This is a genomic window from Rhizobium sullae (assembly GCF_900169785.1).
Lineage (GTDB): Bacteria > Pseudomonadota > Alphaproteobacteria > Rhizobiales > Rhizobiaceae > Rhizobium > Rhizobium sullae.
Genome location: NZ_FWER01000069.1, coordinates 1 through 26,964 on the forward strand (window position 1 = coordinate 1; position 26,964 = coordinate 26,964).

The following is a 26,964-nucleotide window of genomic DNA, read 5'->3' on the forward strand; positions in this document are numbered from 1 at the left end:
CAACGACCGATGCGCCTTTCGGCGGTGCGGCCGGGCACGAACCAAGCCTTCAGACTGTCGCTCCAGCGCGCGCGTGGGAAAGACTCGCGAAAACGCTGCACCGTGATGCGATCGTGAGGCAGGTCGGCCGTGGCCGACACGCGGTTTTGAGGGGACGGTGTCGTTCGGTTCCTTTTCCGTGCTCCCATAACGCAGCAATGCAGCCTATGTTCTTCGGCTCGTGGCGCTCAACCAATCAAGCTTGCGGCGTCACGTCAAATGTCGACGACAAGGCCCTTCGCTTTCAGCACCGGTTCCAGATTGCTGACCTCGATGACCGACGTCCCCTGCTTATATGCCGCGATATAGCCGGCCTCAGCATCTTCGCGAGCCTGCGAGAGCCTGGCGACTTCCTGCGCTTCCTGCCTGCGGATGATCACCAGGCCGTCGGCATCTCCTGCGATGATGTCGCCGGGATTGATGATCTCGCCGCCTACGATGATCGTGTCGTTCACCGCCGCAATGGTTTCCTTCACCGTCCCCTTGATGGAGACGCTGAGCGAGAAGACCGGGAAGCCAAGCTCCCTCAGCTGAAGCGTGTCGCGCACGCCCGTGTCGGTCACGAGGCCGCCGATGCCCTTTGCAATGCAGGCATTGGCGAGGACATCGCCGAAGGATCCGGCCTCTTCGTACTCGCCGGCCGATACGACGATGATATCGCCCGGCCTTGCGTAATTGATGGCGAGCTGCAGCATGATGTTGTCACGCGGCGCGCATTTCACTGTAAAGGCCGGACCGCACAGTTTCATGCGGTAGTCCACGGGCTTGAGGCGGGAGGAAAGGGCCCCGCGCCGCCCTTGGGCTTCGTGGATCGTCGCAGGCGAAAATTTGGAAACGGCGTCGATATCGGCTTTGCTCGGCCGTTCAGCGATATCTTTTATATGAATCATGGATGATGCCTCCCATCGTTGGCCGACAGCGGGCATGTCCCGCCGTCTGAATTCGTTTGGACATTGTCATCGGATGGCACCGAGGCCGGGCGGCCTACGGGATCGGGTCGAATTTCAGCTTCGAGAGGGTTACGACCTTATCGGTGCGCGTCATTTTGTATTCGGTATCCGGGCCGAGCCACTTGTCCCAGATCTTGTTGATGTCGCCCGATGCGTCGAGCTTGCGAAGGATCTCGTTGATCTTGGCGGTCAGCGCCGGCTGATCCTTGGCCATGCCGATGCCAATCGGCTGGAACAGCATCGGCTCCTCGATCATCCGCATTTCCTTGCCCTTGCTCTTCGATTCATTGACGAACTTGGTCGTCGTCATGGTGTTGGCCACCATGCCGCGCGCCTTGCCCTGCTGGACGGCGAGATAGGCCGAGGCAGTATCCTGGAACGTCAGCGGGTCGGATTTGTTGAGCTTAATCGACATCTCGGAGGTTGAACCCTTGGTCGAAGCGATGCGCTGGCCGGCGTAATCGGCCTTCTTCTTGCCGGGATCGTCCGCCGGTACGATCAGCATTTCCTTGGCGAGATAATAGGGATCGCTGAACTGGATCTGCTCGGCGCGGCTCAGAGTATAGGCAAGGTTGGCAACGGTGATGTCGACGCGGCCGAGCTTGACCTCGGGCACGCGCGCCTCGACCGAAACCGGCTTGATTTCAGCCCTTACGCCCAATTCCTTGGCGATGACGCCGCAGAGATCGACGTCGAAACCGGCCATTTCGCGGGTCTTCGGATCGGGTGAAGCGAAGGGAGGAACGTCGGCAAAGGTCGCGCAACGCAGGGTTTTCGCGGACATGATGTTGTCGAGCTGATCTGCTTGTGCGGGCAAAGCGGCCGCCATGCCGGCAAATGCGATGGTGAGGGTTAGGCATTTCCAGTTCATTGCTGTTCTCCTTTGTTATTGGTGGTTGGTATCAATGCCGCAAATCAGCGAGGAACCGCTGCGCACGGGGATGGCTGGGATTGCTGAAGAACTCCTCCGGGGTCGCCATTTCGAGGATCTGGCCCGCATCGATGAACCAGACCCGATCCGCGACGTCGCGCGCGAAACCCATTTCATGGGTGACGCAGAGCATGGTCATGCCTTCGGACGCCAGGCTCTTCATGACGGCCAGCACTTCGCCTACCATTTCAGGATCGAGCGCGCTTGTCGGCTCGTCGAACAGCATCACCGGCGGTTCCATGGCAAGGGCGCGGGCGATTGCCACCCGCTGCTGCTGGCCGCCCGACAGTTGACCCGGATAGGCCCGGGCCTTGTCGGCGAGGCCGACCCGATCGAGAAGTTTGAGCGCCTTGTCCTGGGCGACGTCAGGCGCCACGCCTTTCACCCGGATCGGCGACATCGAGACGTTTTCGACGACCGAAAGGTGCGGAAACAGGTTGAAGTTCTGAAATACGAAGCCGATCCGGCTGCGCAGCGCGTTGAGTTCCTTTGCCCGCATGGCGGCGTGAATGTTTTGCCCGTCGAGCGTAATCGATCCGCTGTTGATTTCTTCGAGGCGATTGATCGTGCGGATCAGCGTGGATTTTCCCGAACCGGACGGCCCGCAGATGACCACGACTTCGCCGCGCGACACTTGCGCATCGATATCCTTCAGCACCGGATAGTCGCCATAGCTCTTGCAGACCTGCGAAAGCCGGATCGTCTGCAATTCCTGCGCTGAAACTGACATGGTCATGGCTGCTCCGATATGATTTTCGATGGCGCGGCCAAGGCGGCGGCAGGAAGGCTGGAAAGTCCCGCACGCCGCCGCGTGATGCGCCGCTCGAGGCGATTTGCGAAGTGGGTGAGCGTCCAGCAGATGGCGAAGTATACGATCGCGAGGATGAGGAAGACCTGGAAAGGCTGCGTCAGGAGCTGGTTGTTGACCTGGCTTGCCGCAAAGGTCAGGTCCGGCACGTTGATCACGTAGCCGAGCGTCGTGTCCTTGATCGTCGAGACGAAGGTGGAGATGATGCTGGGGATCATGTTGTAGAGCGCCTGCGGTAGGATGATGAAGCGCATCGCACCGATATAATTGTGGCCAAGCGCACGCGCCGCGTCCATCTGGCCCGGTCCGAGCGCGACAATGCCAGCACGGACGACTTCGCTGAGGAACGCGCTCTGATAGACCACGAGTGTCGTCAGCATCGTGACAAAGCTCGGCACATCCGCGCCGCTCACCAGCGGAACGAGGAAGTAGCTCCACAGGATGAGCATCAGCAGCGGCACGCCCCTGGTGAAATAAACAAGCCCAGTCACCGGCCAGCGCAGCAGCGGCGACTTGGAGAGCCGCGCCAATGCGAACATGATGCTGGCTGGAAAGGCGAGAGCGATGCTGAGCGCCGAAAGGATCAGCGTATTGGCGAGCCCGCCAAGCGGTCCGTTGGGATATTGGCCGATCAGCAGCAGCAGCCAGTAGTCTCGGATGATGGCGATCATGTCGTGGATCATGCGCGCGCGCTCCTGGCAGGATCTGCGCGCATCGACAGATAGGCGCCGATGCTCATGATCACGAGCGAAAAGAAAAGGTAGAGAACCGTGCCGATCAGGTAGATCTCGAATGTCCGGAAACTGAGGTTCTCGATTTCCTTGACGGCATGCGTCAGTTCNGAGAACCGTGCCGATCAGGTAGATCTCGAATGTCCGGAAACTGAGGTTCTCGATTTCCTTGACGGCATGCGTCAGTTCCGACGCTCCGATGACGACGGCGAGACTGCTATTCTTGAACAGGGAAACGCTGTGATTGATGAGCGGCGGCAGCGCGTTGCGCACGCCCTGCGGCATGATGACGAAACGCATCGCGGAAACATACCCATGGCCAAGCGCGCGAGCTGCCTGCATTTGGCCGGGACTGACTGAGCGCACGCCCGAACGAAGATCTTCGCTGAAATAGGCCGCCTGACAGAGCCCGAGCCCGATCACCGCGAAGATGGCCTCCGCATTATGGATTGCCAGCCATGTCGCTACCCCGCTCGGCATCAGGGTGAAAATCCCGAAGTACCACAGCATCAGCTGAACCAGGGTGGGAACGTTCCGGTGGTAGGATACGTAAGCCGCTACTAACGGACCGCCAAAGCGAAAGGGTGACAAACGCAAACCCAGCAGCAGAAGCGCAAGCGCCATCGCCAGCGACCAGGAGCCGGCATAGATGATGAAAGTCATCTTGATGCCATGCAGCAGCATGGCGGCATACTCAGGATTTCCCAGGATTGCCGAAAGGTCGAAACCGCTCACGGATTCGGCTCCCCGGATTGATCTGTCTTCGCCGAAGGCTGAGGCTTGGCCGTCTGCAGGCCGCCCATGACCTGTAGCGTGGGCGTGATCTCCATGTGTCCGATATTGACGGCCACGGGGGCTGCTATGGCGAAGGCGATCGCATCGGCGATATCGGCTGCCTGCGGCAATTCGAAGCCGTCAATGAACCGTTCCCGGACGCTCGGGTCATCGCCGTGGACGTGATTGAAGATATCCGTGGCGACCCGACCGGGGCAGATTTCCGTAACCCGTACCCGCTTGCCGAAAGCGTCGATACGCAGCTGGTTGGACAGCATGCTCACCCCTGCCTTGGTGGCGTGATAGGATGAGTTGCCGCCAAAATTGTAGGCGCCGGCGATCGACGAGATGTTGATGACGTGCCCGCGGTCCCGCGCCACCATGCCGGGCACGACCATGCGGCAGATGTGCAGGACCGCCCGGAGATTGATATCGACAATGAGATCGATATCGCCCTCGTCGGCTTCCAGGAACTTCTTCGGTCGGTCGACACCGGCGTTGTTGACGAGAATATCGAACTCCACCCGACGCGTGAGCTCGGCCATGGCCTGACGGTCAGTCACATCAATGACGTGGGCGATGCAGCCCGTCCGTGCGGCGAGCTGCTGCAGCGCGTCGGCGCTGCGGGCAACGGCATGGACCTCGATGTTCTCCCGGCGGAGCCGCTCTACTACGGCTGCGCCGATGCCGGAGGATGCGCCGGTCACCAGTGCGGTCTTGTAGTCGGAAAATGGCATTGTCGTTCCCTTGTTATTGATCCGGACAGTAGCGAAGCTTAAACCCCTTGCCTAAGACCGATTATCTCTGGAGCAATAAGCAACGGTTATGGAGCCGAAACCGGCTACTGAAGAATAGTGGCGGCATCGTCTCGCGGCGTCCGTGCCTCAGGCAGTCCCCCGGAGGCTGGTGACTGCGTCGCGTTGCAAAAGCAATGCGCGTCTGCAAACATGCCAGCCGCGCAGATCAGAACGGTACCCCGATCCTCATGGATATCAGACGCCTCAAATCTTTCATCGTGATCGTCGACAGCGGCAGCATCACGCGAGCGGCGGACCTTTTGCATATCGCCCAGCCGGCCCTCAGTCAGCAACTTGCAGCACTGGAGGAGCATTTCGGCCACAAGCTGCTGATCCGCAGCCAGCAAGGCGTCAGCATGACCGATGCGGGACAAGCAGTTTATCGCCATGCGCAGATTATCCTTCGGCAGATGGAGCAGGCGCAGGCGGATGCATCGGCAGCCGGCAATTCGCTTGCCGGGCGCGTGTCCGTTGGGCTCGTGCCCTTCAGCAGTGCCGCCACGCTGTCGGTCGACCTCCTGGCGGAGACCCGGAAACGACATCCCGGTATCCTGCTACACCTGACCGAAAGCGTCGGCCAGACCTATAGCCAGATGATCATGAATGGCCGGCTGGAGATGGCGCTTCTCCATGGAACCGGTCCAATCAAGGGGGTCCGGTTCGAACCGATCCTAAGCGAAGAGTTTTTCCTTGTCGCACATCGGGATTTTGCGATCGAAGCGGATGTGAAACCCGTTCCGGTCAATGCTCTCGACGGAATGCCGCTGCTGTTGCCGCCAGCCTATAATTTCGTTCGTCGCGCGGTCGATACCGCCTTCACCCGCACGCGCACCAACCTGAAGGTCGTGGCGGAAGTCGAAATCGTCCGCACCCTCGCCCGCGCGGTGGGCAGCGGTCTCGGCGCGACGATCATGCCGAAAGCCATCGCCGATCGCATCGTATTGGAATCGAGCGAGCCGCTGATCCGCCGGCTCGTCTCGCCGCGGATCGAAGAGACCCTGTCGCTTTGCGTTTCCGACCAGAACCCCTTGTCGGAACCTGCCCTTGCCGTCCGGGACATCCTTCTCGAGCTGACAGCGCGGCTGAAAAGCTGAAACGCGTTGCCGATCAGCGCGTATCCCTGCAGAACTGGGCTATTCGCGCGCATCCTTCGCCGAGCTGCTCCATGCTCGTAGCGTAGGAAATGCGAAAGAAGGGGCTCATTCCGTAGGCAGCTCCCTGCACGGTCGCGACATGATGCTCCTCCACGAGCGCCATGACGAAATCGACATCGGCTTTGATCTTGCGCCCGCCCTTGCTGGTCTTACCGATCAAACCGGAAATGTTGGGATAGATGTAAAAGGCGCCTTCGGGCCTATGGCAGCGCAGACCGTCCACTTCCGATAATTTGTCGAGGACGAAGTCGCGTCTTTCCTTGTAGATCGCGGCGCGCTCCTTCAAGAGATCCTGAGGCCCATCCAGGGCAGCGATCGCCGCAGCCTGCGTCAGCGTCGCGATGCCGCCACCATTCTGTCCGTTGACGTTGCTGACGGCGGAGATCAGGTCTTTCGGCCCGGCGCAAAAGCCGAGCCGCCAGCCTGTCATCGCGTAAGCCTTAGAAACGCCATTCATCGTCAGGACGCGCTCATAGAGCCTGGGCTCGACTTCCGCGATCGTGCAGAACTGGAAGTCGTCATAGACCAGGTGTTCGTAGATATCGTCGGTCATGATCCAAACATGCGGATGACGCAGCATGACCTTGGCGATCGCAGCCATTTCCGCCCGGGAGCAGGCGGCCCCGGTGGGATTGTTCGGGAAATTCAGGAAGAGCCATTTGGTGCGCGGCGTGATCGCCGCCTCCAGGTCCTCCGGACGCAGCTTGAAGCCGGTCTCCTCGTGGCAGGGAACGGCGACCGGGACGCCGCCGGCGAATTTGACGATATCCGCATAACTGACCCAGGAGGGCGTGGGAATGACGACCTCGTCGCCTGGATTGCAGGTTGCCAGCATGGCATTGAAGATCACCTGCTTGCCGCCGCCCGACACGACGATCTGGCTGGCATCGTAGTCGAGATTGTTGTCCCGTTTGAACTTCCTGATGATGGCGGACTTGAGCGCCGGCGTACCGTCCATCGGAGGATATTTCGTATCGCCCGCAAGAGCTGCCGCATGAGCCGCCTCGATCGCGTGCGCCGGGGTGGGGAAATCCGGCTCGCCGGACGAGAGGCTGACGACTTTGATCCCATTGGCGGCCAGTTCCCTGGCGCGCTGGGTCATGGCGGCGGATGCAGATATGGAGACATTTTTCAGGCGGTCGGCTATGGCGGACATCAAGATGGTCCTTCGATGAGAGATTGGAAAGAGAGACCGCCCGCAGGCGATCAGGATTGCGTCAGTCGGCGAGTTCGGCGGCAGGAACGAGCGTGGCGCCCGTGGCTTCGATCTCGCCGCGCACGATGCCGGCAAGCTCCAGGGCGCCGGGTGTGTCGCTGTGGACGAGAATGGAGCGGGCCGGCATCGCGATCACGGCTCCATCGATCGTCTCGACGGTTCCTTCGAGGAGGAACCGTCGGACGCGCGCGCGAACCGAGGCTTCGTCTTTGATGACGGCGCCAGCGAGCCCGCGCGCGACAAGCCTGCCGCCGGCGTCATAGGCCCGGTCCGCAAGGAAAAGCGCCAGCGTCTTCAACCGCGCGCGTCTAGCCGCCTGTTGGATCTCGCTGCCCGGTGTGACGAAGACGACGAGGCCGGCGTCCACGGTGGCGATCGCATCCATCATCAGGTCGGCAAGGACAGGATCGCGGTTGACCATATTGCCCATGGCCGCATGGAAGCTGATATGGGAGACAGCGACACGCTCGCTTCTGGCGATCGCCATCAGGGCGCCGAGCTGATAGAGCATCTGCTGGCGAAGCTCGTCCGCCTGAGACGGTATTTCGCGCCGGCCGAAACCCATCCGGTCGGGCAAGCCCGGATGCGCGCCGATGCCGACGCCGTTCAGTTTCGCAAGCCGGACCATGCGCCCCATCGTATCGGGGTCGCCGCCGTGGAAACCACAGGCGATGTTGGCCGACGACACGAGTTTCATCATCGCTTCGTCATCACACAGCCGGTAGGGACCAAATCCTTCGCCCATGTCGGAATTCAGATCTATCTTCATCAATTCTTCCTTTGACGCCCGTTGTCTGTTTGTTTTCACGCATGTCGTCGTCCCAAGACCGCTTCAAGTTTTCGGCGACACGCGTCACTTCATTGCCTTCAGGGCGCGCTTGACCATCCGGGATGTTTGCCTGACGTCGTCGACATAGCGGGCGACAGCCTGTTCCACCGCACGCGCCTCTGCATGCGTCGACCGAACGAAGCTCAGACGGGCGCCTATGCGGACTTGCCCGAGCCGCCACAGGTCGCATTCGATCACGCCAGCGATCTTCGGATATCCGCCGGCGGTGTTCGCATCGCTCATCTGGACGATCGGTTCGCCGCCAGGCGGAACCTGGATCACGCCGGGCACGACGCCATGGGAGCGCATCTCGATAGACGCCGTCGGTTTGATTGGTTCGCCTGACAACCGGTAGCCCGTCCGGTCGCTTCGGGAGGAAATCCTCCAGGTCTGGCTCCAGAAAGCTTCGCCATCGCCTGCGAAAAGATCGTGCTCGCCGGCAGGCAGGGCACGGATCGGCAATGCGCCATCGACGGGCGCCGGGAAGACATTGCGCAGTGCCACGGCCGGTGCGACGACGGCCAGACCGGGGGCCGGCAGCATGACGATCTCCGCGTCCTCGCCGATCGCGATCCGATCGCCCTTCGCCAGAGGTCGGCCGGAATTGCCCCCGAAACTGCCGCGCAGAGACGTGCTTCGCGAGCCCATGACAACGGGAATATCAAGCCCTCCTCCGACCGAAATATAGGTGCGCGCAAGCCGCGGAGGCTGCTTCAGTTCGAGAACCTGCCCGGGTTCCGCGATGTAGGCGCACCAGGAAATCAGTTCCGTCCCGTCCAGGTGAGGATTGCCGTCGGCGCCGGTAACGGCAAAGACGATGCGCCGCTCGAAACGCAGGCTGAGCGGGAAGGTCTGCACCTCTATCGCTGCCGCATTTTCGTCATTGCCGACGAGAATGTTGCCGATCCGGACCGCAAGCGGATCCATCGCGCCGCTGGCCGATACGCCGATATCGCGATAGCCGGGACGTCCAAGATCCTGCACCGTGTTGAATGGGCCGGTTTCGACGATCTCGATCATAGCTCGATCCTTGCTGGCAGGAACCGCACCGTATCTCCCGGCGCCATCATGGCGGGGCTCGGCGACGTGGGGTCGAACATCTCCAGTGCCGCGAAGCCTATGGAATTCCAACCGTTGGGGCCTGTAAGCATGGCGACGCCGGTTTGCATGCCGCCGATGGTCACGCAGCCCTTCGGCATCTTCAGCGAGGGCACGGGCTTTCGCGGCATGTAGATGCGCGGATCGAGACCATGCAGATAACCGAAACCGGGAGCGCTGCCCAAGGCGAAGACCCTGTAGGTCGCTTCATGATGGATGCGGACGACTTCGTGATCACTGAGCCTGGAGCGATCGCAAAGGGCCGGAAGATCCGTCGCATATTCGCCGCCATAATAGACGGGGATCTCAATGGTCTTGCCCTTGAGATCGATGCTGCGCGCATTTTCCCATGCCTCCAGCAGCCGGGCGACTACCGCATCGGGATCTTCGGGCGTCTCCTTGAAGATCAGCAGCAGATTGGTCATGCCCGGGATGTTTTCCGCAAGGTCCGCCCAGCCGTTCACGGTCTGGGACAGGGCCCAGATCCGCCGCTGCGCGATGAGATCGAAGTCGCCGGGCGCCTCGAGCAGGAAGGCTCTGGCACCGATCGAGGAAACCCGCGCCCGGCTTCCGGTGGCTGGAACGATCTCGCGTTGCGATGCGTCTCTGCTCGTCGTGGCGATCATGATGGGAGCTCGATTTCGACCAGAGGATCGCCGAAGCCGACCAGTGCGCCGGGCTCGGCGAGCAGCCTGGTCAAAACACCGGAACGGCCGGCGCGAAGGGGAAGAAGGATATGTCCTACCCCGACGAAGCCGACGATATCCGCATCTGATACGGACCGCGGCAGATTTTGGGGCTCGGCGGAGGTGGCCGGGTGCTCGACACAGAAGCGGCCCGCCATCGGTGCCTTCACGACGGCCGATGCGGAGCCGGGAGCGTGTGGTGTCGCTTCTGCCGAGCTGATCCGGGCGCCGCCATTTCCGGCGACAAAGATGCGTAGCTGTCCGCCCGGCCGGGAGATTTCCAGACCGTCCACGCCAGCGGCCGTCAACGCGTCGGTGAGGAATGCGATGGTCGCCGGATCGCTGAAATCGATCGAGCTCATGCCGCCCTCCGCAGCTTCAGCCATTGTTCGAGATAGTGGATATCCGTCTCACCGCGCGCGAATGCGCCGTCCTCGAACAGAGCGCGCAGGAAGGGGATATTGGTCGAAATTCCCTCGACGTCCGTGCCGACAAGCGCTTCGCGCATTCTTGCCATCGCTTCCGCCCGCGTCGGCGCATGGACGATCAGCTTGGCGATCAGCGAATCGTAGTAGGGCGAAACCTTGTAGCCGGCATGAATATGCGTATCGACGCGGATGCCCGGTCCAGCAGGCAAAGCCAGATGGGTGACGATACCCGGCGATGGCAGGAAGGTTTCCGGATCCTCGGCGTTGATGCGGCATTCGAAGGAATGGCCCTCGCATGTCACATCGCCTTGGGTGAGGTCCAGAACATGACCCTGAGCCGCCTTTATCTGCGCCTGGACGATATCAAAACCGCTCGTCATCTCGGTGACGGGATGTTCGACCTGAAGCCGCGTGTTCATCTCGATGAAATAGAAAGCGCCGTCCTGATACAGGAATTCGAAAGTTCCGACGCCCCGGTAGCCGATCTGAAGGCAGGCCTGCACGCAAGCCATGCCGACCGGCTGGATGATGTCGCGCGCGATTCCCGCCGCCGGCGCCTCCTCCACCACTTTCTGATGGCGGCGCTGCATCGAGCAATCCCGGTGTCCCAGCCACACGGCATTGCCGTGATCGTCGCAAATAACCTGTATCTCGATGTGACGCGGATGCTGGAGGAATTTCTCCATGTAGAGCGAAGGTGAGCCGAAGGCCTTGCGGGCCTCTTCCCGCGTCAGCGCAACTGCTTCATGGAGCAAATCCCCCCTTGGCACGACGCGCATGCCGCGTCCACCACCGCCGCCGGCTGCCTTGATGATGACTGGATATCCGATCTCGAGCGCTACGCGCTCGACCGAGACGGGGTCATCAGGCAACGCGGTATCCGGACCGGGAACGCAGGGGACGCCGGCCGCCATCATCGCCCGCTTTGCCGAGATCTTGTCGCCCATGATTGCAATCGATGAAGCGGTTGGACCAATGAAGACCAATCCGGCCTTTTGGACGGCATCGGCGAAGGCGGCGTTTTCCGATAGAAAACCGTAACCCGGATGGATGGCCCCGGCATCGGACAGGCGCGCAGCCAGAAGGATGGCATCCTGATTGAGATAGCTCTTGGCAGCACTCGACGGGCCGATGCACAGAAAGCTGTCTGCGGTGCTGCCGTAAGGTGCTTTCCTGTCCGCCTCGGAACAAATGGCGACCGTCTTGAGACCGAGCTCGCGACAGGCGCGCTGAATCCGAGCTGCGATCTCGCCGCGGTTGGCGATCAGAACGGTGTCGAAGCGGCCGGCTGCGGACTGTTGAGGCGTCTCTGACATCAGGCAATCTCCGCGAGCAGGTCGCCGGTCTCGACCTCGCCGTCGTCGATTTCGGTAAGGTGCGCGATGCGCCCTGACCGCGGCGCGGCGATCTTGTTGAAAACCTTCATTGCCTCGATGATGAAAAGGGTCTGCCCCTCCTCCACCTCGTCACCGATCGCGACGAATGGCGGCTCCCCAGGCGCAGGGGTGCGGTGCAGAACGCCGAAGACGGGCGCCTTCACCGCATAGGACGCTTTCTCAGGTCTCGAAGGCGTGTCGAAACCGGCATCCTGGGCAAGGCTTATCGTCGATCCCGCCTTTTGCCTGGGCCCGGAAGCAGCCTCCTGACCCTGCGACGTGCGGAAAATCCGAACCGTCACATCCTTCTCCGTCACGGTCAGCTCGTTAATGTTCGATCGTCCGACAAAGTCGATCAGCGTCTTGATCTTCGAGAGGTCCATATGCGTGCTCGGAATTTCGGAATTCGACCGCGCATACCTGAAATTTCAAGTCACGCGGTGTTGTGATTTTCCGTAGCACGACGCGTCGGTTGATGGGGTCAGACGAACTTTTGATGGATCGTCTTATATCGTCACCCGTAGCCAGGGGACCAACGGCCGTCCGCTCCATTTGGGACCAGTTCATATCCATAGTCTTGAGCAGAATCGCAGCCATTAGCGAGTTGGGTTCGGCGAGTGGAACAGTGTCTTGCGCCGTTTCAGCCGCTGGAGCCAGAAGGGCATCTGGTGGCGCATGTTCGCGGCAATGTCGGACGATCCGGACTTCGAATACCTGATCGTCGATTCCACCATCATCCGCGCCCATCAGCACGCCGCGGGTACAAAAAAGGGTCTGAAGATCAGGCCCTTGGCTGTTCTCGTCGCGGTCTGTGCACGAAGATCCAAATGTTTTGTGCGTGGTCTCGGCTTCCCGGTCCGCTTCACATTGACCGCCGGCCAGAAGGGCGATGCGCCGCAAGCCGATGCCAAACAAATGAGATATCCTGCCTCCGCCAGTGTCAATGTTCTGCGCCGAAAGGGTCAAACTTCCGCGTATATTCAGATGCTTACTTCACTTCACCTGGCAGCTGCCGCTGAAGGAACGGCGCACTCGCTAACGCTAACTGGCGAATAGGTTATTGGCCATGAAATCGACGAACACGCGGATCTTCGGCGACAGATAGCGGCTCGTGGGCCAGAGCACGCGGAACACGCCCGCTTCCGCAGTAAAATCATCGAGCAGCGAAAAAAGACGTCGGTCCTCAATTTGCGCAGCAACAGCGAAATTGGGAAGACAGGTTATGCCGAAGCCGTTTTCGGCGAGGTGGATCAGAGGCTCAAGGGTGCTCGCGACGGCCGTCGTCGGCAGAGAAAGACGCAGCTCTTTACCATCTTTGACGAGGGGCCACGGTTCGAGCTTGCCAGTGTTTGCATATCGGTGATGCAGGCACGTGTGCCGAAGCAGATCTTCGGGAACCTTAGGCATGCCCTCTGCTTCCAGATACTCTTTCGACGCGACGATCCTGTGGCGAAAGGTGCCAAGCTTGCGGCTCATCAGGCGGGTATCGCGCACTTCACCGGTCCGGACGACAGCGTCGAAGCCCTCCTCGATCACATCAACCAGACGATCGGTGAAGTCCAGATCCACCGTGATCTCGGGATAGGTGCGCATGAATGCCGAGATAACCGGCATCAGCAGCATGCCAGTGAGTGGAAAGCTGACGCGAAGGTGGCCGCAGGAGCAGGCAATGTCGACGAGTTCTTCTCGGACCCGGCATTCGTCGAGAAATTCCGCAAACTCGACACGGTCTCAACCAGTGAGTTTCACACCTACACCGTCGGCGATCTGGTTCTGCCGAAGCTCGGTGAGACTGCGTAGAGACAATCCGGTCGATCCAGATGACGACGAAGCCTGTGATATCGCCGGGATCCGCTACGACTTGCTCGTTAACGCAAGTCCGTACTGTCGGGGCGAGGTTTGCTTATCGAGCCGCTTCGACTGGCGAGGCGTCACCTCGTACCGCCAGTTCCACCAGAACTAGCGAGCTGACGCCGGCGATAGAAAAACCTACTGCCAAAATCATGGTCGTACCATCATAGAAGCTACCTATTCCGATAGCGAATAGGGTGGCAATGAGGCTCGATCCCGACGCGATCAACGATGCGCCCAGGCCCGCAACCTCGCCGAGAGAGCGCATCGCCATGGCATTGAGATTGCCGAATAGTATCCCTATGGCAAAGAAGGCCAAGAACCCGAACATCATCAGGGCGACAAGAGGCAGGCGACCGTCCCATAAAATCGACGGGAACAGCATTTGAAGGCCGACCGATGCCAATCCGATGAAAGCGGCACGCGCCATGGCTTCCATGCCGAACCGCTGCACGAATTTCGCATTGAGAAACGAGGCGAGTCCTATCCCTGCCGCCAGGACTGCGAAGTAAAATGGGAACGTTTCCTTGATCCCATAGGTGTCAAGAAACAAGTCGGCCGCCGTGCTGAGATAGAGGAGCTGCGCCCCGAACACGATCCCGGTGGAGACGATCAGTAAGGTGACGCGGCGCTTCGACAGGATGCGTCGGCCAGTTCTGAACAGAAGTTTCGGCCGGAATGCAATGCGTCTGTCAGCTGGTAGGGTTTCCGGGTGTCGCATAGCCAGCCACAGGCCGAGCAGTACCGCGATCACGAGATAGATGCCGAAGACGCTGCGCCACCCGGCAAGCGAGATCACACCCTGTGCCAAGGCGGGGGCCAGCATCGGCACCACGATGAAGAGCGTGAACATGAAAGACATGACGCGCGCCATCGCGTCACCCTCGAATTGATCGCGGATCATGGCGCGCGTTGCGATCTTTGGGCCAGACACACCTACGCCCTGAAGGAATCGGCCAAGGATCACCATTTCGAGCGATCCGGCAAACATGGCAATGATGGTTCCAACCGCATAAACGCCGAGGCCGAGCATGAGCGCTTTCTTGCGCCCCATCGTATCCGACAGTGGCCCCAAGAGCATTTCCCCGAACGCCATGCCGAAGATGAAGAGCGATATGATGTGCTGCGTGGATAGCGGCGGTGCGACAGCGACCTCCTCTCCGATCTGGCGCAAACCTGGCAGGAGCGCGTCGATGCTGAGGGACGTCAGCGAGGTCAGAAGGGCATAGAGGGCAATGCGTTCGCGAAAACTGATGGAGGATGTCATGAGCCGTGTACGCTGAAAAGGAATGGCCTCGACCTCTACCAGTTTTTGCGCAAAGGTCTCGTAATTTTGTGTCTCGCAACTCCCTGCAGATTGTCTGAAAATTCGGACTAGGCATGGACGATCTGCATGAGTTCGATGCGATTGCCAAAAGGTCGTTCACATACCTTCGCAAGCACCCTTCCAGTAGCTGATCCGAAACGGTTGGGAAGCCAGCCAGCTGCGTGTCGAGATGAGCCTTGAGATCGCCAAGCTTCACAACCGGATGAAAGCGACCACCGTTTATGTCACGCATGACCAGGTTGAAGCCATGACGCTTGCATACCGGGTCGTGGTCATGAATGCCGGCGTGGTGGAAACAGATCGGCAAGCCTTTGGATCTCTACCGCAAACCAGCGAGCCTTTTCGTTGCCCGCTTCCTCGGCAGTCCCACCTGAACACGTTCGTTGCCTCGTGGGCGGAAGCCAACCGGCTAAGTCTTCTCGGGCGCTCCATCGACGTGGCGGCAGTCGCCGGCGAACGCAGCGTTGCTACGTCGGTGACGTTCGGGATCCGTCCGGAAGATCTGGTCGCCTGCTCCCCTGAAGACGCATGGTTTTCCGGTGAAGTTGCAGTCGCCGAGCGGCTCGGCAGTCAGACCTACGCTTACGTTGAAATCGGCGAGGTATCGGACGGCCTACTGGAAAGTGCCTATCTGGATGATTCCGAAAGCGTCCCCGCCCCTTGTCCGCGAGGCGGTGGCCGGACTGCTGGACCGGGTCAGCCCGTCTCCGGAGCCAGCGCGTAGCGGATCGCGGCCGCGACGTCGGGGCGGCTCGACAACCTCGCCAGAGCGGCGAGCATCGCAGAGCCGGTCAACCTTCCAGCATGTGATCCGCCAAGCTGTAGCAGTGGCTCGCATGGTAGGCGTTCCGACCTCGGTTCATATGCGTCAAATTGAAAGTCCGAATGGCGCGCAACACGCGGCGGGTCGCGAGGAATTTGCGGATCGAGGCGGAGCCCCGCACATTGATGCCGAAAATGTCCTCGCCGCGCGGGAAGAAATAGCCGACGTCTTCTGGCGTCGTGACGCAGTGTTCGAGAAAAGGTTCGTCCACGTGGTCCTGCACCTGTGAATGGTCCGTGGTGAAATCCGAAAGATGCACCAAGAATCTCGCACGGATGCCCTCGCCGTCCACATAGAGCGTGAAAAGCTCCATCCAGCTCGCATTGACGCGGACAAGCGGCTTGTCGGAGGTCGACGGCAGACAAGAAACCGACCAGTAGTGACGCTCGGTCTTGCGCGGGAGGGGAATGCAGTTTTGGCCGTAGAGTCTGAGAATCTCCAGAACTTCTTGTACCTGCGGGCGGTGAAGCAGCTTTTGAAACCGCGCGACGTACTTGAACCGTTGTTCGAGGGACTCCGAGCGCTCTTCGGCGTCGCGCAAGTTCGTCTTGCCTTCTATCCAATCGCGCTGCTGCTCGAGATTCAGAAATTGGCGCAGGCCAGTGGTAGTGCGGCGAGGAGTCGTACTCATGTCAGGTGCATCCGCTCGTCCTCCCGCGAAGTGCCGCACCCGACGCGCTGCGACTTGGACCCTTGCCATCAGAGCAATTTAGGCTGTGAATACGCACGGAACTTCACCCCTTTCAGCGCAGAACATTGACCCTGGTGGAGGCAGGATATCTCATTTGTTCGACTTGCAGAATTTGGCATGCTGTCGGGTTGGGGGTCAAACGCTATGCCGAAACACATTCGGAGCTAAAAACCGGCGGTCTCGCGCACTTCGATCGCCCCCATCCGAGCGAGCGAGTCCCGCTCCGCGATCTCCGTCGCCTCGGCAAGATTCTTCGCTTCAATGAGCAGGAAGCCTCCCAGATGCTCCTTAGTCTCTGCGAAAGGCCCATCGGTCCAACTCGCCTTGCCGGCACGAACGCGCAATGTCTTTGCGGTCCTTGGATCGGCAAGGGCATTGGAGGCGAGATAGTGGCCTGATCGTTTGAGCTCGTCATTGAAAGCCAAGGACTCCCGGTCGATCTCGGCCCATTCCTCCTTGCTGGCGGCGTCAGCAAGGTTTTGATCAATGTAGAAGAGACAAAGGTAGCGCATCCGGTTCCTCCATGGTGTCGTTCTATGTTAGTCGAAGTTGGAGCCCGTGATTCGACAAAGAGCGGAAGAAATTCTGCCAGTTCCGCTTGACGGAAGCTGTCGGCGATGATGAGCTTGCCCTGCTCGCGGGTCGTCGTTGCGATCTTCTCAACCCTTTTCGTTGGCCGTTTGATCGCTCGCTATGCCAGCCCTTCGGCGCATAGCGTCCGTTGCACCGCCGGGCGTGCCTCAACCCGTTCGGCATAGCCGACGAGACGATCCGGAATTTTCAGTCCGGAATCGCGCGCCCAGCGAACCATTACATAAAACAGCGCGTCGGCGGTACTGAAGGCGTCGCCGAACAGGTATTCATCCTTCAGTCGCTGACTCATCAGCGCCAGCCGCCCGGCGATCGCCTCGCGCGCAGCCTGCTTTTCGGCGTCCGCCGGTGAGAACATCGAACGCATGAATGGCCGATGGATTTCCGTGGCGAGGAAGGCCAGCATTTCGACGTTGCGCGACCGACCAAGCGGGCCGTCGGGCGCGAGGTGCGGCGCCTGGCCGGCCACCCAATCCATGATCGCGACGTTCTCAGTCAGCACCTCGCCGTCGTCGAAGACAAGGGCCGGCACATAGCCTTTCGGATTGACTGCGGTGTAATCTTCGCCGTGCTCGGTGCGCCGCGTGCTGAGATCGACCTTGACAGTCTCGACCTGAATGCCGGCCTCGGTCAGCGCGATATGGTCAGCCAGGCTGCAGGCGCCCGGTGTGAGATAGAGTTTCATTGCTCGAGATACCTTCCGAGTTGGTTGAGCGTCTCGTTCCAGCCTCCCAGATGGCCATCACGCGAGGCTTCGCTGAGGAAGAAGGCTTGGTGCAGCGTGAGCCGCGTCTTGCCGTCATCGGTATCGGCCAAAGTGATGGTTACAACCGTCTCGTGTTCCGAATCGCCCGCTTCGTTCTGCCAGGCATGGGTGAAGACAATCTTCTCGTCGGGCACGATTTCCGTGTAGGTTCCGCCGAGCCAGTTGTCCTCGCCCTGCGGCGAGCGCATGCAGGTGCGGAATGTGCCGCCCGGCCTGATATCGCCTTCGGAAAAGGGGATGGTGAAGCCGGTCGGGCAGCACCAGCGCTTGAGATGCTCGCCATCGGTCCACATTCTAAAGACCAGCGATCGTGGCGCGTCGAAGGTGCGGCGTATGGTGAGCTCGGGCCGGGCTTCGGCTTTCGGCAGTGCGTTCATTTTTCTTCTCCATGCTGAACTTCTTTCAGATACGCGCCGAGGCGGTCGAACCGCTCCTCCCAGAGACAGCGATAGGTTTCGAGCCAGCCCGCGACATCGCGCAGGGGCTCCGGTTTGAGCCGGCGCGGACGGAACTGTGCGTTGCGACCTTGCTCCACCAGCCCTGCCCGCTCCAGCACCTTGAGGTGCTTGGAAACCGCCGGAAAGCTCATTTCGAATGGCTCCGCCAGTTCCGACGCCGTTGCCTTGCCGCGGGCGAGCCGAGCCAGGATCGCACGCCTGGTCGGGTCGGCGAGAGCCGATAAGGTGAGGCTAAGCCGATCCTGCGAGGTCATCGGAAAACCAATTAGTTAATTATCTTATTGGTTAAATACAGCGAGCGGCAGTTCGAGTCAAGCGCCTTGACGGCGCGGAGAGAGAGATTCCCCGACCCCCGAACCTATGTGATCCTTAGTCAATCTGATCGCGGCCGGAAATGCGTTGAGACACGCCCGTCGACCCAGACGTATCTCTTTGAGGAGCTCGACCGGAGCCCTCAGTCAGGCCGAACTACAGGGCGCGCCGCGGCAAGGGAGAAGGGGCGAGGCCCGGTGGCAATCATGGCTCACGCTTCTCGGTTCGGATTTCGTCCACCGCCCCAACATCTACTGCGTGCCGAGCCTACCAATTGACCTAGCCGGTTTTTGACGGTGACCGGCGGCGGGCCGCATAGAGCGTCCGGTCGGGAGCCAATTCGACCTTATAAACGTCCGCCACCTGCCAGAGCCCGTTCGCATCGAGATCGATTCGGCGCTCCACCGGAGACATGGCGAATACTGCCCGTTCAAGCAGCGCAAAGCATTGCTCGGTATCGTCGTGGCGGCCATGGTAGGCAATGCCGTCCGCCGCTACGGGGTGACATGCTCGAGCTTTCGACCAGTTTTGCGGCACGTCACAGGCGCGAGCGCGGTTAGATTCTTCCTTGTTCCAGACAATCGCTCACCCGATCCGAAAATCGGAGCCTCGCACCATCTTCAGTTCTCTTTTTTCTCAACCATCACGAGCGCACCTGTCTCGTTTTGGATGCAGGATTGCCGCTACGTTGAAAAACCATCAACGCCGTCGGTACTTCCCAACGCTCGAAGCAATCGATCATTGAGGACACTATTGACGCCACAATCATGGCTGGCTATAGCGACAATAATCTTGAGTTAAAGACTCAAGATTATGAATGCGATGTAAAAGAGCGAGCGCGAGGCCGGACCGAATGGAATACTGCCTTCTCTCCCCAGACCGATGTCCTGGGGCTCGCGCAGACCTGCCAGCAGGTTGCCTCCGTCGCCGGTATCATCGCTGGCGTCGTTGCCACGCAATTGTTCGGTCTCGAAGTCGCGTTCCCGCTCGTTGCAAGCCTTTACGGCCTATCTTTTTTAGGAGCTCTTGGCTTATGGCTCAAATCACGTCGATCATCGGGTTAAGGAGAATTTTCGTGAGGAGGAAACGTTCAATGTTGCGTGCGATCATCGCCACTCTTGTCTTGATGGCGCTAGACCCAGCGATGACATTCGCCGAGGAACAGTCGTCAGCGCAAACCCCGATCACCGTCACCGACATTGCCGGCCGCCAGGTGACGGTGAATGCGCCGGTCAAGCGCATTCTCCTTGGAGAGGGGCGGCAGCTTTATCTCATCGCCTCGCTCGAGACGGAAGACCCATTGGCCCGCATCGTTGCATGGCGCAATGATCTGATCGAGGCCGATCCAGCCACCTATGCCCAATATCTCCAGGCCTTTCCCAGACTGGCAACGCTTCCAGCCTTCGTGGGAAAGGAGAACGGGCTGATCGATATTGAATCGACGATCGTCCAGAAGCCCGATGTGGTCTTGCTTAATCTCGAGGCGATGAGTGCCAACGAGGACGTCAAATATATCGAGAAGCTGGCGGAGCTGAAGATTCCGGTCCTCTATATCGACTTTCGTCACTATCCTTTGAAGAACACCGAACCGACCATTCGCCTCCTTGGCAAGATCATGGGGCGTGAGAACCGCGCGGAAGAAATCATTGCTTTCCGCCATCAGGCCATGGCCCGCGTCACCGATGTGCTTGCTCGCGTCGAGCCGCAACGCCCGAGAGTGTTCGTCGAACGGATCGGCGGCTATGCAGATGATTGCTGCCTGTCATTCGGTGCGGAAAACTTCGGCAAATATGTCGAACTTGCCGGCGGGCATAATATCGGCAGTGATTTGCTTCCCTCCACCTTCGGACAGCTGAACCCTGAGCAGGTGATCGCCGCCGATCCCGAGCAGGTGGTGGTCACGAGCGCCGACTGGGAAGCCTATGTGCCAGGGGGCAAGTGGATCCCGCTTGGCCCGGGCGCCGATCCCAAGGTGACCCTCAAGAAGCTCGAATGGTTCACCACTCGTAGCGCCTATACCGGCATCGCCGCGCAGAAGACGCGGAACTTCCATGGCATCTGGCACCAGTTCTACAACAGCCCCTACGAGTTCATTGCTGTCCAGCAATTAGCGAAATGGTTCCATCCGGATCTGTTTGCCGACCTTGATCCGGACGCGACATTTGCGGAGTATCACCGACGCTTCCTGCCCATCCCGTATCGGCCGGGCTATGCCGTCAGCCTTTCTGACAGCGCGAATTAACAGGACTCCGCCACGCAATTTGCTTGCAACGGGCGAGGCTCGGATAAAGGAGAGCCTCCTCTTCCCTCTCCTTTATCCGCGACGCGAGCTGAAACGAAGATTGCTTCTCTTAGCGACAATTCGCTGGTTGGCTAAGATCGCTCTTTTCTATTGGGCCCGGTCAACCGAGCAAACAGAAGAAGTGCCGACCTATGGTCAGCGCTTTCCTGCACATCACTGAGGCGGTTCGTCCGTCGATCCGGCGCCCGCCCCCTCGACTAGAAGTCAGTTGTCATCGAGACCTTCACAGTCAGCGGTGCTCCCTGCGAAATCGTGCCGAAGCTCGCAACACCGGACCAGTAATCGAGGTCGAAGACGTTCTCGACTTCGGCGCGGAACGTGACGGGCTTTTGGTTGATTTCGGTGTGATATCTGGCCCCGAGGTCAAGGCGCGTCCATGAGGGAATTTTCTGCGTGTTCGCCGTGTTGACGAACTGCTCGTCCGTGTGGATGACATTGCCGGCGAGCGTCAGCCCGGGCATGAAGGGCGTATCCCACTCCGCTCCCAAGTTGACCTGCACCGACGGAACGCCAATCGGGGTATTCCCCTGGGTCGTTGCGCTATTCGTTTTCGTCAACTCGCCATGGATGAAGGTCACGCCGCCAAGCACCCGGACATCGGGCGTCACTTCACCGAAAATATTGAGCTCCACGCCGCGGTTGCGCTGCTCACCGCCCTCGATGAAGACGAGGTCACTGCCGCGCGTTTCAAGCTGACCGAAGGGTTTTTCGATCTGGAACGCGCTGACGGTGACTGCCACTCGTCCGAGGTCGACCTTGGTGCCTATCTCGTATTGTTTGGACCGATAGGGAGCGAGCGTCTCGCCGGCATTGACGGCTGTCGTGGGAGCGGTGTCGCCGACGCTCAGGCCTTCGACATAGTTGGCGTAGAGGGCGACGTTCTCCCACGGCTTGAAGACGATCCCGACCAGTGGGGTCAATGCGCTCTCATCGGAAGAGGTGGTGACGTCGCCCGTGACCGGGCTGAAGTTTTCGGTATCGATATGCTGCCAGCGCCCACCCAGCGTCAACTGCACACGCTCGTCAAGCATCGACATCGTGTCGGAGAGAGCAAAACCGTAGAACGTGTTCTCCGACACCTTCGGCACGTGGCTCGGTTGCGGCACGTCCTGTTCGGGGCGGGGAAGCGGATCAAAGAGGTTGGTTAGCTGCGGGGTACCTGAGTTCGAGCCTCTGTCGAGGGTCTGCTGGAGACCGCTGACCTGGAACGTGACGGTGTGTTCCACGGCCTCCGTGTCGAACTCAGCCCTTATGCCTGTCTCGGCCGTGAGCCGGTCGACATCGAAAATGAAATTCTGCGGCGTAATGCTGACGTCGCCGGCGGAATTGAGAATGGTTGGCGTGCCGAAGAGGCGCTCGACGCGCGAGTTGCCGCCGCCAACTGCACCAAACACCGTCACGGTGTCGCTAAGATCGTATTCGACTCGCCCCAGCCAGGACAGATCCTCGCTCTTCGACCACTCCCACGGTTCCTGAACATTTGAGCGGCTATCTGGCGCGTCTGGAATTTCGATTCCAGCCATCGGAAAGAACGGACGCTGCGGAGCGTCGAAGTCTTCGCGCTGGCCGATGATGTCGAGCGTTGCCCTCAGATCTTCGCCCTCGTAGTCGAGCGCCAGAGCGCCGACCGCGATGTCGCGCGACTGATTGCCGATCGGCGTGTCACCACCGTGAAAACTGCCGTTGAAGCGCGCGCCGAACTGGCGTTCCTCGCCGAAACGGCGGCTGAGATCCAGATGGATTCCGCCGTAGAGATCCGAAGCATAGTCGGTTGTCACCCGTGTCAAGTCGACGTCTGAAGCGCGCTTCGGCACGATATTGATGGTGCCGCCGACGCTGCTGTTCGGCGAGATGCCATAAAGAAGCGCCGTTGGCCCCTTGAGCACCTCCACACGCTCTGCATAGTCCGTGAACTGCCGGTAAGTCGGAGCGACACCAAATACGCCATCGAAGGCGATTTCACCGAAGTTCCCCTCGTTGAGCGGGAAGCCCCTGACGTAGAAGGAGTCGAGCATGCCGCCTGACGCATGGGTGCTTCTCACCGATGGATCATTGGCCACAACATCGGCCACCGTCTGGGCGCCTTGATTTTCGATCGTCTCTGCGGTGTAGCTAGTGATGTTGAACGGCGTGTCGACGAAGTCTCGGTTGCCGAGCAACCCAACGCGACCGCCACGTGCCACCTGTCCGCCCGGATATTCTTCCGGAGCCGTGCCGATCGTCGATGTCGAAGACCCCGCCTTGACTTCGATGCGCTCCAACGCCGTGGCATCTTGCGCCAGTGCAGCGCGGCTTGCCGTCGCCAGCAAAACAGCGAGCAGTCCAAGACGCAGTTCCATATACAGCCCCTCTCATGCGTGAACCAAATAAGCACTATGCTCGGCTGGTTTCAGGGGTGTTAGATAACATGACTATAATTGTCAACATATTCGAGGACCGGTGCAGTATCGTTCCAAGGAACGTTGCCGGTGATGCCGAGATGCACCCGTGGGGGCCGCCGCAATAGGTCAGGAGTGCTCCAGGACTTCAGTGTTCTCGGCACCCTTCTCCGCCTTCACCAAGGTCGCGTCCCGGCTGGTGTTGGCCGCGTGCAATCGCATTGGTTCGGTATTCTCGGCCTGCGATTGCAGCCGGGTTTGAACAGCCGGTTGGCGGAGCAAATCAACCCGTGAACGCACACCATCTGGCGAAGGCGATTCCCCTGGAAAATAGCAAGGGATGCTTTGTCCATGGAATGTGAAGCGCGGTCTCAGACGCATCGAGAATCTCGTTTGCGCTAAATTCCTGTTTTCGGTCATCCTAGGGCATAATGTGCTGCGCGAACGCCTGCGATCCCCAAATGAACCATCTGGAAGTGGCTCTCGAGCAGCAACCGGGTCGCTGCCTAACCGGCCATTTTCAGAAACAGCCAGTCCAAATACCGTCGTGAAGACGTACGTGCCCCCTGGCCAGGCAGGAGAGTGTCGTCATTTAGTTCGACACCATAGTAAGACGCTTTGTCATCGCTAATGACCTGGCGTCGGTCTTCATTTGCTGCCAAGTGCATACGGGCAATCTCGTCAAGACCAAACCGCTCCGGTCCGGCAATCTCCACTGTGTCATTGCTTGCGGCACCTAGCGCCAGTTCCGCCAATACATCGCTGACATCAGCCGCGGATATGGGCTGTATCGAGGCTGATGGAAGCCGGAATCCACCGCCATTTGCACCCATATCAATCACACCGCCTATGAACTCGAAAAACTGCGTAGAATGGAGAATAGTATAGGGTTTTCGCGACGCTCGGATAAGATTCTCCTGTACCATCTTTGCCCGGAAATAGTCACTCTCGACCAGGCGAGGCGTTCCCACCACGGAGAGCGCCAAATAGTGTCCCACGCCTGCATCAACGGAAGCAGCAAGAAGATTCCTGGTGGAGGTTTTAAAAAAAGCCAAGGCAGAATTATCGCCAAATGACGCGGCATTGGTAACGTCGATGACAACGTCCGCTCCAGCCACAGCGGCTTCAAGGCCTTCGCCCGTGACACTATCAACTCCGAAAGACGGAGATGCAGGGATTACCTCGATACCTCTGCGTTGAAGATTCTGAACGAGTGGCGCTCCGATAAGTCCGCTCGCACCCATAACCGTTATTTTCATCAACTTGCTCCCCTTGATTATTTCGGTGCGTCGGTTTTAGCCCGGTCGCAGCGAGCAAAGGCTGCGACCATTCCTCCGGCGGCCGAAAAAGCGGCGCCTCCTTCCAACCCATGAACAAAAACAAGGCCGCATGGTTTTGTGTCGCACGGAAGATCACTCGACCGGCATGACGACCGGAGCGTCCTTGTTCTTCAGCAGCACAACGATAAATTTCGCCGGTTTGGACGTACTCGCGTTGCGACTGACCAAGTGAATGTCGGAAGGACCTTCATAGTAAGTCTCCCCTGGCGACAAGGTGACTTCTTTTTCACCTTTCACCTGCATCACGATCGAGCCTTCGAGAACGTAGACGAATGCGTTTGCATCGTGTTTGTGAATAGGCGAAGAGCCGCCCGGCTCGTACTTAACTGATATCATCAGCCCCTCCTTGCCAGGATAATTTGGCAGGTCTTTTTGCATGAGCGGTGTCACGATTGCACCATCCTCAGTGGCAGCTGCGAAAGTGCCCAGAAGGCCAACAGTTGCTGACACAACCAGTGTTAACAAAACTGATCTCATTGTCGTAATCCTTTTGGTTTTGAATGCATCTGTGCGTGACGCAAAGCGCGTTCGATCTCGAATGTGCCGAGGCCAATGTTCACTTGGCCAGGGTTTCGCTGATGGGTTCACTTCGGTTGCCGGGATTGCCGGAACCATTCTTCGAAGTCGATCCTGCCGAGCCGTGCGCCTTCCCCAGGCACAAGAGACTGGTCATTCAGTTCGGTGCCGAAATAACGAGCATGAACATCTGCCTCGACAGTCCGGGGATCATTGTTTGCTTTGAGATACCGCGCAATGATCTCGTTCATGGGAGCGCGCTCGGGTCCAGCAATCTCGATTGTTCCGTTGAGCGGCTTGCCGAGAACGACGTCGGCCATGACGTCAGCTACATCGTCGGATGCGATAGGCTGGAAAGATGCAGGAGAAAGGCGAGCAACGGTACCCACTGTTGCTGCATCGGCAATGCCCTTGAGGAATTCGAAGAACTGCGTGGAATGGACGATTGTGTAAGGGATCGGGGAGGCCTTGACGAGTTGCTCCTGAACAAGTTTGGCCCTCATATAGCCGCTTTCCGGAAGCCGCTCTGTTCCTACGATGGAAAGAGCAATGTGATGCTTGACGCCGGCCTTTGCCTCGGCAGCCAGCAGATTGTGGCCCGCCGTTTTGAAGAATTCGAGAACCGCCTCGTCTTCGAAAGAAGGCGAGTTGGCGAGATCAAGCACGACGTCGCAACTTGCTAGCGCTTCATCAAGACCTTCTCCGGTGATCGTATTGACCCCGGAATTTGGTGAGGCAGCCAGTACATCGTGTCCCTTGGCCCGCAACCGTGCAACTGTCTTTGACCCGATAAGGCCGGTCCCGCCAATCACAACAATTTTCATATCGGATGTCCCTCATAACGTGAATTTTCAGATCATTTCGATCGCTTCAGATTCAGATAATGACGGGAGCGGCACATTCATTCTATCGTGCATGGGGCGTAGCGTTCTAGTCGCCGGGTTTAGCCAAGCCATCCTCAAGTCTAGGAATACGCGACGCGACTGTGGCGACCGGACGCAAGGAGTCGTTTTCGCGACAAAAAAATGCCTTCACTGTAAAAAACGAAGGCGTGGCAAACTTCAAATCCGTGGTGCAAGTGATTTGACGCATTCATCAACCTACGATCAAATCGCGGTATCACAGATGGCAACTGGCGAACTTTGCCATGAATGCACTAGCAGTTGGGATCTCGCAGCGCAGAAGCAAAAGGCGCAGATTGGAAGTCTGACCTTTCGCAATCGGCAGCTCAACTTTCGCGATCTAGTCTGGCAGCCCTGCCTTTCGCAATCCCTCCGCGAGCAGTGCGAGATCGTCCGGTCTACGTATTGGTGGTGGGGAGATAACCGCTTCGAACCATCCGCAAGGCGGTGCCCGGTTCCACTTCTCGCTACCCGCCGACGGCATTGCCAACGATCAGTTTCACAAATGCCTTTCTAACTGCCCCTGTCTTCAGGCACAGGACGACAAAATCGATCGTATAATTTAATGCGACTTCAGCCATTGTCATCTCCGTCCGCGGCGCTCTCGCCGGCGTCCGTTCCGGTTAATGACACGAACCGTATGACAAGACCTATACCGTGGTATGGCTCACCCTACTCCTCGACTCAATTTACCGCGAACACCCCCCGACATAGCGTCATTGATGCCTTGTGTAAGGCGGCGACCATTAAACACAGGAGACAGACATGAATCTGGACATTACCCCACAACCCGCCAGGTCGGTACCCGAAGAGTTGGTTCCGTCGCGCTACGCGGTGCGGATCGGCGAGATTGACGTGCTGGTGGTCAGCGATGGAGTACTGCCGCTCCC

At 59.3% G+C, this 26,964-nt stretch carries 26 protein-coding genes and 7 pseudogenes; 7 read left to right on the forward strand and 26 right to left on the reverse strand.

Annotated features, from left to right (window positions below; all coding sequences use genetic code 11):
- The 7 genes and pseudogenes from BN1800_RS43090 to BN1800_RS34905 all read right to left on the reverse strand — a co-directional run.
- A pseudogene (locus BN1800_RS43090) lies at positions 1-188 on the reverse strand (hypothetical protein); the annotation flags it as partial.
- A 66-nt stretch (positions 189-254) separates the two neighbouring features.
- Positions 255-929 (reverse strand): 4-carboxy-4-hydroxy-2-oxoadipate aldolase/oxaloacetate decarboxylase, encoded by a 675-nt coding sequence (locus BN1800_RS34880; RefSeq protein ID WP_027513486.1) that lies wholly within the window; start codon positions 927-929, stop codon positions 255-257.
- Between the two features lie 94 nt (positions 930-1,023).
- Complete coding sequence (locus BN1800_RS34885; RefSeq protein ID WP_087004794.1) at positions 1,024-1,860, reverse strand: ABC transporter substrate-binding protein; 837 nt, start codon at positions 1,858-1,860, stop codon at positions 1,024-1,026.
- Positions 1,861-1,891: 31 nt separating this feature from the next.
- Complete coding sequence (locus BN1800_RS34890; protein ID WP_027513488.1) at positions 1,892-2,656, reverse strand: amino acid ABC transporter ATP-binding protein; 765 nt, start codon at positions 2,654-2,656, stop codon at positions 1,892-1,894.
- Complete coding sequence (locus BN1800_RS34895; RefSeq protein ID WP_087004797.1) at positions 2,653-3,411, reverse strand: amino acid ABC transporter permease; 759 nt, start codon at positions 3,409-3,411, stop codon at positions 2,653-2,655. Before BN1800_RS34895 ends, BN1800_RS34890 begins: the two co-directional genes overlap by 4 nt.
- Positions 3,408-4,194 (reverse strand): annotated as a pseudogene (locus BN1800_RS34900) (amino acid ABC transporter permease). The gene BN1800_RS34895 and the pseudogene BN1800_RS34900 overlap by 4 nt, the downstream one beginning before the upstream one ends.
- Positions 4,191-4,970, reverse strand: a complete 780-nt coding sequence (locus BN1800_RS34905; RefSeq protein WP_087004800.1) for an SDR family oxidoreductase — start codon at positions 4,968-4,970, stop codon at positions 4,191-4,193. Before BN1800_RS34905 ends, BN1800_RS34900 begins: the two are co-directional and overlap by 4 nt.
- A 194-nt stretch (positions 4,971-5,164) precedes the next feature.
- Here BN1800_RS34905 and nac point away from each other — a divergent pair, with 194 nt between their 5' ends.
- Complete coding sequence (gene nac / locus BN1800_RS34910; RefSeq protein ID WP_087004803.1) at positions 5,165-6,124, forward strand: nitrogen assimilation transcriptional regulator NAC; 960 nt, start codon at positions 5,165-5,167, stop codon at positions 6,122-6,124.
- Positions 6,125-6,137: 13 nt separating this feature from the next.
- On the opposite strand, the gene BN1800_RS34915 is transcribed toward nac, so the two are convergent.
- The 7 genes from BN1800_RS34915 to BN1800_RS34945 all read right to left on the reverse strand — a co-directional run bounded on the left by BN1800_RS34915 (position 6,138) and on the right by BN1800_RS34945 (position 12,200).
- The gene (locus BN1800_RS34915) at positions 6,138-7,340 is read right to left on the reverse strand and encodes a pyridoxal phosphate-dependent aminotransferase (RefSeq protein ID WP_087004806.1); all 1,203 of its coding nucleotides are present in this window, start codon (positions 7,338-7,340) and stop codon (positions 6,138-6,140) included.
- A 61-nt stretch (positions 7,341-7,401) separates the two neighbouring features.
- Positions 7,402-8,169 carry a 5-oxoprolinase subunit PxpA gene (locus tag BN1800_RS34920; protein WP_087004809.1) on the reverse strand — a complete coding sequence of 256 codons (768 nt, stop codon included), beginning with the start codon at positions 8,167-8,169 and terminating at the stop codon, positions 7,402-7,404.
- An 84-nt stretch (positions 8,170-8,253) separates the two neighbouring features.
- On the reverse strand, positions 8,254-9,249 hold the full coding sequence (locus BN1800_RS34925) for a 5-oxoprolinase subunit C family protein (RefSeq protein ID WP_087004812.1): 996 nt from the start codon (positions 9,247-9,249) through the stop codon (positions 8,254-8,256).
- Positions 9,246-9,953 (reverse strand): 5-oxoprolinase subunit PxpB, encoded by a 708-nt coding sequence (gene pxpB, locus BN1800_RS34930; protein WP_087004815.1) that lies wholly within the window; start codon positions 9,951-9,953, stop codon positions 9,246-9,248. The genes BN1800_RS34925 and pxpB overlap by 4 nt, the downstream gene beginning before the upstream one ends.
- Positions 9,950-10,375 (reverse strand): acetyl-CoA carboxylase biotin carboxyl carrier protein, encoded by a 426-nt coding sequence (locus BN1800_RS34935; protein WP_087004859.1) that lies wholly within the window; start codon positions 10,373-10,375, stop codon positions 9,950-9,952. Before BN1800_RS34935 ends, pxpB begins: the two co-directional genes overlap by 4 nt.
- Complete coding sequence (locus BN1800_RS34940) at positions 10,372-11,757, reverse strand: acetyl-CoA carboxylase biotin carboxylase subunit (RefSeq protein WP_087004818.1); 1,386 nt, start codon at positions 11,755-11,757, stop codon at positions 10,372-10,374. Before BN1800_RS34940 ends, BN1800_RS34935 begins: the two co-directional genes overlap by 4 nt.
- Entirely contained in the window at positions 11,757-12,200 is a 444-nt protein-coding gene (locus tag BN1800_RS34945; protein ID WP_087004820.1) for an acetyl-CoA carboxylase biotin carboxyl carrier protein, read from the reverse strand. The genes BN1800_RS34940 and BN1800_RS34945 overlap by 1 nt, the downstream gene beginning before the upstream one ends.
- Before the next feature lie 226 nt (positions 12,201-12,426).
- Here BN1800_RS34945 and BN1800_RS34950 point away from each other — a divergent pair.
- Positions 12,427-12,747 (forward strand): annotated as a pseudogene (locus tag BN1800_RS34950) (transposase); the annotation flags it as partial.
- A gap of 111 nt (positions 12,748-12,858) precedes the next feature.
- On the opposite strand, the pseudogene BN1800_RS34955 reads toward BN1800_RS34950, so the two are convergent.
- Positions 12,859-13,527, reverse strand: a pseudogene (locus tag BN1800_RS34955) (LysR substrate-binding domain-containing protein); the annotation flags it as partial.
- On the opposite strand from BN1800_RS34955, the pseudogene BN1800_RS34960 reads away from it, so the two are divergent.
- Positions 13,477-13,617: pseudogene (locus tag BN1800_RS34960) on the forward strand (antibiotic biosynthesis monooxygenase); the annotation flags it as partial. The pseudogenes BN1800_RS34955 and BN1800_RS34960 overlap by 51 nt on opposite strands.
- A gap of 103 nt (positions 13,618-13,720) precedes the next feature.
- On the opposite strand, the gene BN1800_RS34965 reads toward BN1800_RS34960, so the two are convergent.
- Positions 13,721-14,935, reverse strand: coding sequence for an MFS transporter (locus BN1800_RS34965; protein WP_087004826.1), 1,215 nt, complete (start codon positions 14,933-14,935; stop codon positions 13,721-13,723).
- A gap of 229 nt (positions 14,936-15,164) precedes the next feature.
- Between BN1800_RS34965 and BN1800_RS34970 the strand changes: the two genes are divergently transcribed.
- Entirely contained in the window at positions 15,165-15,719 is a 555-nt protein-coding gene (locus BN1800_RS34970) for a TOBE domain-containing protein (RefSeq protein WP_342210321.1), read from the forward strand.
- A 67-nt stretch (positions 15,720-15,786) separates the two neighbouring features.
- On the opposite strand, the gene BN1800_RS34975 is transcribed toward BN1800_RS34970, so the two are convergent.
- The 6 genes from BN1800_RS34975 to BN1800_RS35000 all read right to left on the reverse strand — a co-directional run bounded on the left by BN1800_RS34975 (position 15,787) and on the right by BN1800_RS35000 (position 19,173).
- A complete protein-coding gene (locus BN1800_RS34975; RefSeq protein WP_087004828.1) occupies positions 15,787-16,449 on the reverse strand; it encodes a hypothetical protein in 663 nt (220 codons plus the stop codon).
- 224 nt (positions 16,450-16,673) lie between these two features.
- Positions 16,674-17,021 carry a YciI family protein gene (locus BN1800_RS34980; protein ID WP_087004831.1) on the reverse strand — a complete coding sequence of 116 codons (348 nt, stop codon included), beginning with the start codon at positions 17,019-17,021 and terminating at the stop codon, positions 16,674-16,676.
- Between the two features lie 179 nt (positions 17,022-17,200).
- On the reverse strand, positions 17,201-17,785 hold the full coding sequence (locus BN1800_RS34985) for a glutathione S-transferase N-terminal domain-containing protein (RefSeq protein ID WP_087004834.1): 585 nt from the start codon (positions 17,783-17,785) through the stop codon (positions 17,201-17,203).
- Complete coding sequence (locus BN1800_RS34990; protein ID WP_087004837.1) at positions 17,782-18,243, reverse strand: SRPBCC family protein; 462 nt, start codon at positions 18,241-18,243, stop codon at positions 17,782-17,784. Before BN1800_RS34990 ends, BN1800_RS34985 begins: the two co-directional genes overlap by 4 nt.
- A complete protein-coding gene (locus BN1800_RS34995) occupies positions 18,240-18,578 on the reverse strand; it encodes an ArsR/SmtB family transcription factor (protein ID WP_087004840.1) in 339 nt (112 codons plus the stop codon). The genes BN1800_RS34990 and BN1800_RS34995 overlap by 4 nt, the downstream gene beginning before the upstream one ends.
- Before the next feature lie 337 nt (positions 18,579-18,915).
- A complete protein-coding gene (locus tag BN1800_RS35000) occupies positions 18,916-19,173 on the reverse strand; it encodes a hypothetical protein (RefSeq protein WP_087004842.1) in 258 nt (85 codons plus the stop codon).
- Between the two features lie 338 nt (positions 19,174-19,511).
- Here BN1800_RS35000 and BN1800_RS43710 point away from each other — a divergent pair.
- A pseudogene (locus BN1800_RS43710) lies at positions 19,512-19,700 on the forward strand (MFS transporter); the annotation flags it as partial.
- A 29-nt stretch (positions 19,701-19,729) separates the two neighbouring features.
- The gene (locus BN1800_RS35010; protein ID WP_087004845.1) at positions 19,730-20,878 is read left to right on the forward strand and encodes an ABC transporter substrate-binding protein; all 1,149 of its coding nucleotides are present in this window, start codon (positions 19,730-19,732) and stop codon (positions 20,876-20,878) included.
- Positions 20,879-21,135: 257 nt separating this feature from the next.
- On the opposite strand, the gene BN1800_RS35015 is transcribed toward BN1800_RS35010, so the two are convergent.
- From BN1800_RS35015 to BN1800_RS35030, 4 genes are all read right to left on the reverse strand, one after another.
- Entirely contained in the window at positions 21,136-23,277 is a 2,142-nt protein-coding gene (locus tag BN1800_RS35015) for a TonB-dependent receptor (RefSeq protein WP_087004848.1), read from the reverse strand.
- Between the two features lie 545 nt (positions 23,278-23,822).
- Positions 23,823-24,575, reverse strand: coding sequence for an SDR family oxidoreductase (locus BN1800_RS35020; RefSeq protein ID WP_087004850.1), 753 nt, complete (start codon positions 24,573-24,575; stop codon positions 23,823-23,825).
- Positions 24,576-24,728: 153 nt separating this feature from the next.
- A complete protein-coding gene (locus tag BN1800_RS35025; protein WP_179213975.1) occupies positions 24,729-25,133 on the reverse strand; it encodes a cupin domain-containing protein in 405 nt (134 codons plus the stop codon).
- A gap of 107 nt (positions 25,134-25,240) precedes the next feature.
- Positions 25,241-25,996: an SDR family oxidoreductase gene (locus tag BN1800_RS35030; RefSeq protein WP_087004856.1), complete on the reverse strand. Its 756-nt coding sequence runs from the start codon at positions 25,994-25,996 to the stop codon at positions 25,241-25,243.
- An 843-nt stretch (positions 25,997-26,839) separates the two neighbouring features.
- On the opposite strand from BN1800_RS35030, the pseudogene BN1800_RS43100 reads away from it, so the two are divergent.
- Positions 26,840-26,964: pseudogene (locus BN1800_RS43100) on the forward strand (MBL fold metallo-hydrolase); the annotation flags it as partial.

Excerpts from the sequence above, each read along its gene's own strand:
- BN1800_RS34880 (WP_027513486.1), bottom strand. The coding sequence starts at position 929 with ATGATTCATATAAAAGATATCGCTGAACGGCCGAGCAAAGCCGATATC.
- BN1800_RS34885 (WP_087004794.1), bottom strand. The coding sequence starts at position 1,860 with ATGAACTGGAAATGCCTAACCCTCACCATCGCATTTGCCGGCATGGCG.
- BN1800_RS34890 (WP_027513488.1), bottom strand. The coding sequence starts at position 2,656 with ATGACCATGTCAGTTTCAGCGCAGGAATTGCAGACGATCCGGCTTTCG.
- BN1800_RS34895 (WP_087004797.1), bottom strand. The coding sequence starts at position 3,411 with ATGATCCACGACATGATCGCCATCATCCGAGACTACTGGCTGCTGCTG.
- BN1800_RS34905 (WP_087004800.1), bottom strand. The coding sequence starts at position 4,970 with ATGCCATTTTCCGACTACAAGACCGCACTGGTGACCGGCGCATCCTCC.
- nac (WP_087004803.1), top strand. The coding sequence starts at position 5,165 with ATGCGCGTCTGCAAACATGCCAGCCGCGCAGATCAGAACGGTACCCCG.
- BN1800_RS34915 (WP_087004806.1), bottom strand. The coding sequence starts at position 7,340 with ATGTCCGCCATAGCCGACCGCCTGAAAAATGTCTCCATATCTGCATCC.
- BN1800_RS34920 (WP_087004809.1), bottom strand. The coding sequence starts at position 8,169 with ATGAAGATAGATCTGAATTCCGACATGGGCGAAGGATTTGGTCCCTAC.
- BN1800_RS34925 (WP_087004812.1), bottom strand. The coding sequence starts at position 9,249 with ATGATCGAGATCGTCGAAACCGGCCCATTCAACACGGTGCAGGATCTT.
- pxpB (WP_087004815.1), bottom strand. The coding sequence starts at position 9,953 with ATGATCGCCACGACGAGCAGAGACGCATCGCAACGCGAGATCGTTCCA.
- BN1800_RS34935 (WP_087004859.1), bottom strand. The coding sequence starts at position 10,375 with ATGAGCTCGATCGATTTCAGCGATCCGGCGACCATCGCATTCCTCACC.
- BN1800_RS34940 (WP_087004818.1), bottom strand. The coding sequence starts at position 11,757 with ATGTCAGAGACGCCTCAACAGTCCGCAGCCGGCCGCTTCGACACCGTT.
- BN1800_RS34945 (WP_087004820.1), bottom strand. The coding sequence starts at position 12,200 with ATGGACCTCTCGAAGATCAAGACGCTGATCGACTTTGTCGGACGATCG.
- BN1800_RS34965 (WP_087004826.1), bottom strand. The coding sequence starts at position 14,935 with ATGACATCCTCCATCAGTTTTCGCGAACGCATTGCCCTCTATGCCCTT.
- BN1800_RS34970 (WP_342210321.1), top strand. The coding sequence starts at position 15,165 with ATGAGCCTTGAGATCGCCAAGCTTCACAACCGGATGAAAGCGACCACC.
- BN1800_RS34975 (WP_087004828.1), bottom strand. The coding sequence starts at position 16,449 with ATGAGTACGACTCCTCGCCGCACTACCACTGGCCTGCGCCAATTTCTG.
- BN1800_RS34980 (WP_087004831.1), bottom strand. The coding sequence starts at position 17,021 with ATGCGCTACCTTTGTCTCTTCTACATTGATCAAAACCTTGCTGACGCC.
- BN1800_RS34985 (WP_087004834.1), bottom strand. The coding sequence starts at position 17,785 with ATGAAACTCTATCTCACACCGGGCGCCTGCAGCCTGGCTGACCATATC.
- BN1800_RS34990 (WP_087004837.1), bottom strand. The coding sequence starts at position 18,243 with ATGAACGCACTGCCGAAAGCCGAAGCCCGGCCCGAGCTCACCATACGC.
- BN1800_RS34995 (WP_087004840.1), bottom strand. The coding sequence starts at position 18,578 with ATGACCTCGCAGGATCGGCTTAGCCTCACCTTATCGGCTCTCGCCGAC.
- BN1800_RS35010 (WP_087004845.1), top strand. The coding sequence starts at position 19,730 with ATGTTGCGTGCGATCATCGCCACTCTTGTCTTGATGGCGCTAGACCCA.
- BN1800_RS35015 (WP_087004848.1), bottom strand. The coding sequence starts at position 23,277 with ATGGAACTGCGTCTTGGACTGCTCGCTGTTTTGCTGGCGACGGCAAGC.
- BN1800_RS35020 (WP_087004850.1), bottom strand. The coding sequence starts at position 24,575 with ATGAAAATAACGGTTATGGGTGCGAGCGGACTTATCGGAGCGCCACTC.
- BN1800_RS35025 (WP_179213975.1), bottom strand. The coding sequence starts at position 25,133 with ATGAGATCAGTTTTGTTAACACTGGTTGTGTCAGCAACTGTTGGCCTT.
- BN1800_RS35030 (WP_087004856.1), bottom strand. The coding sequence starts at position 25,996 with ATGAAAATTGTTGTGATTGGCGGGACCGGCCTTATCGGGTCAAAGACA.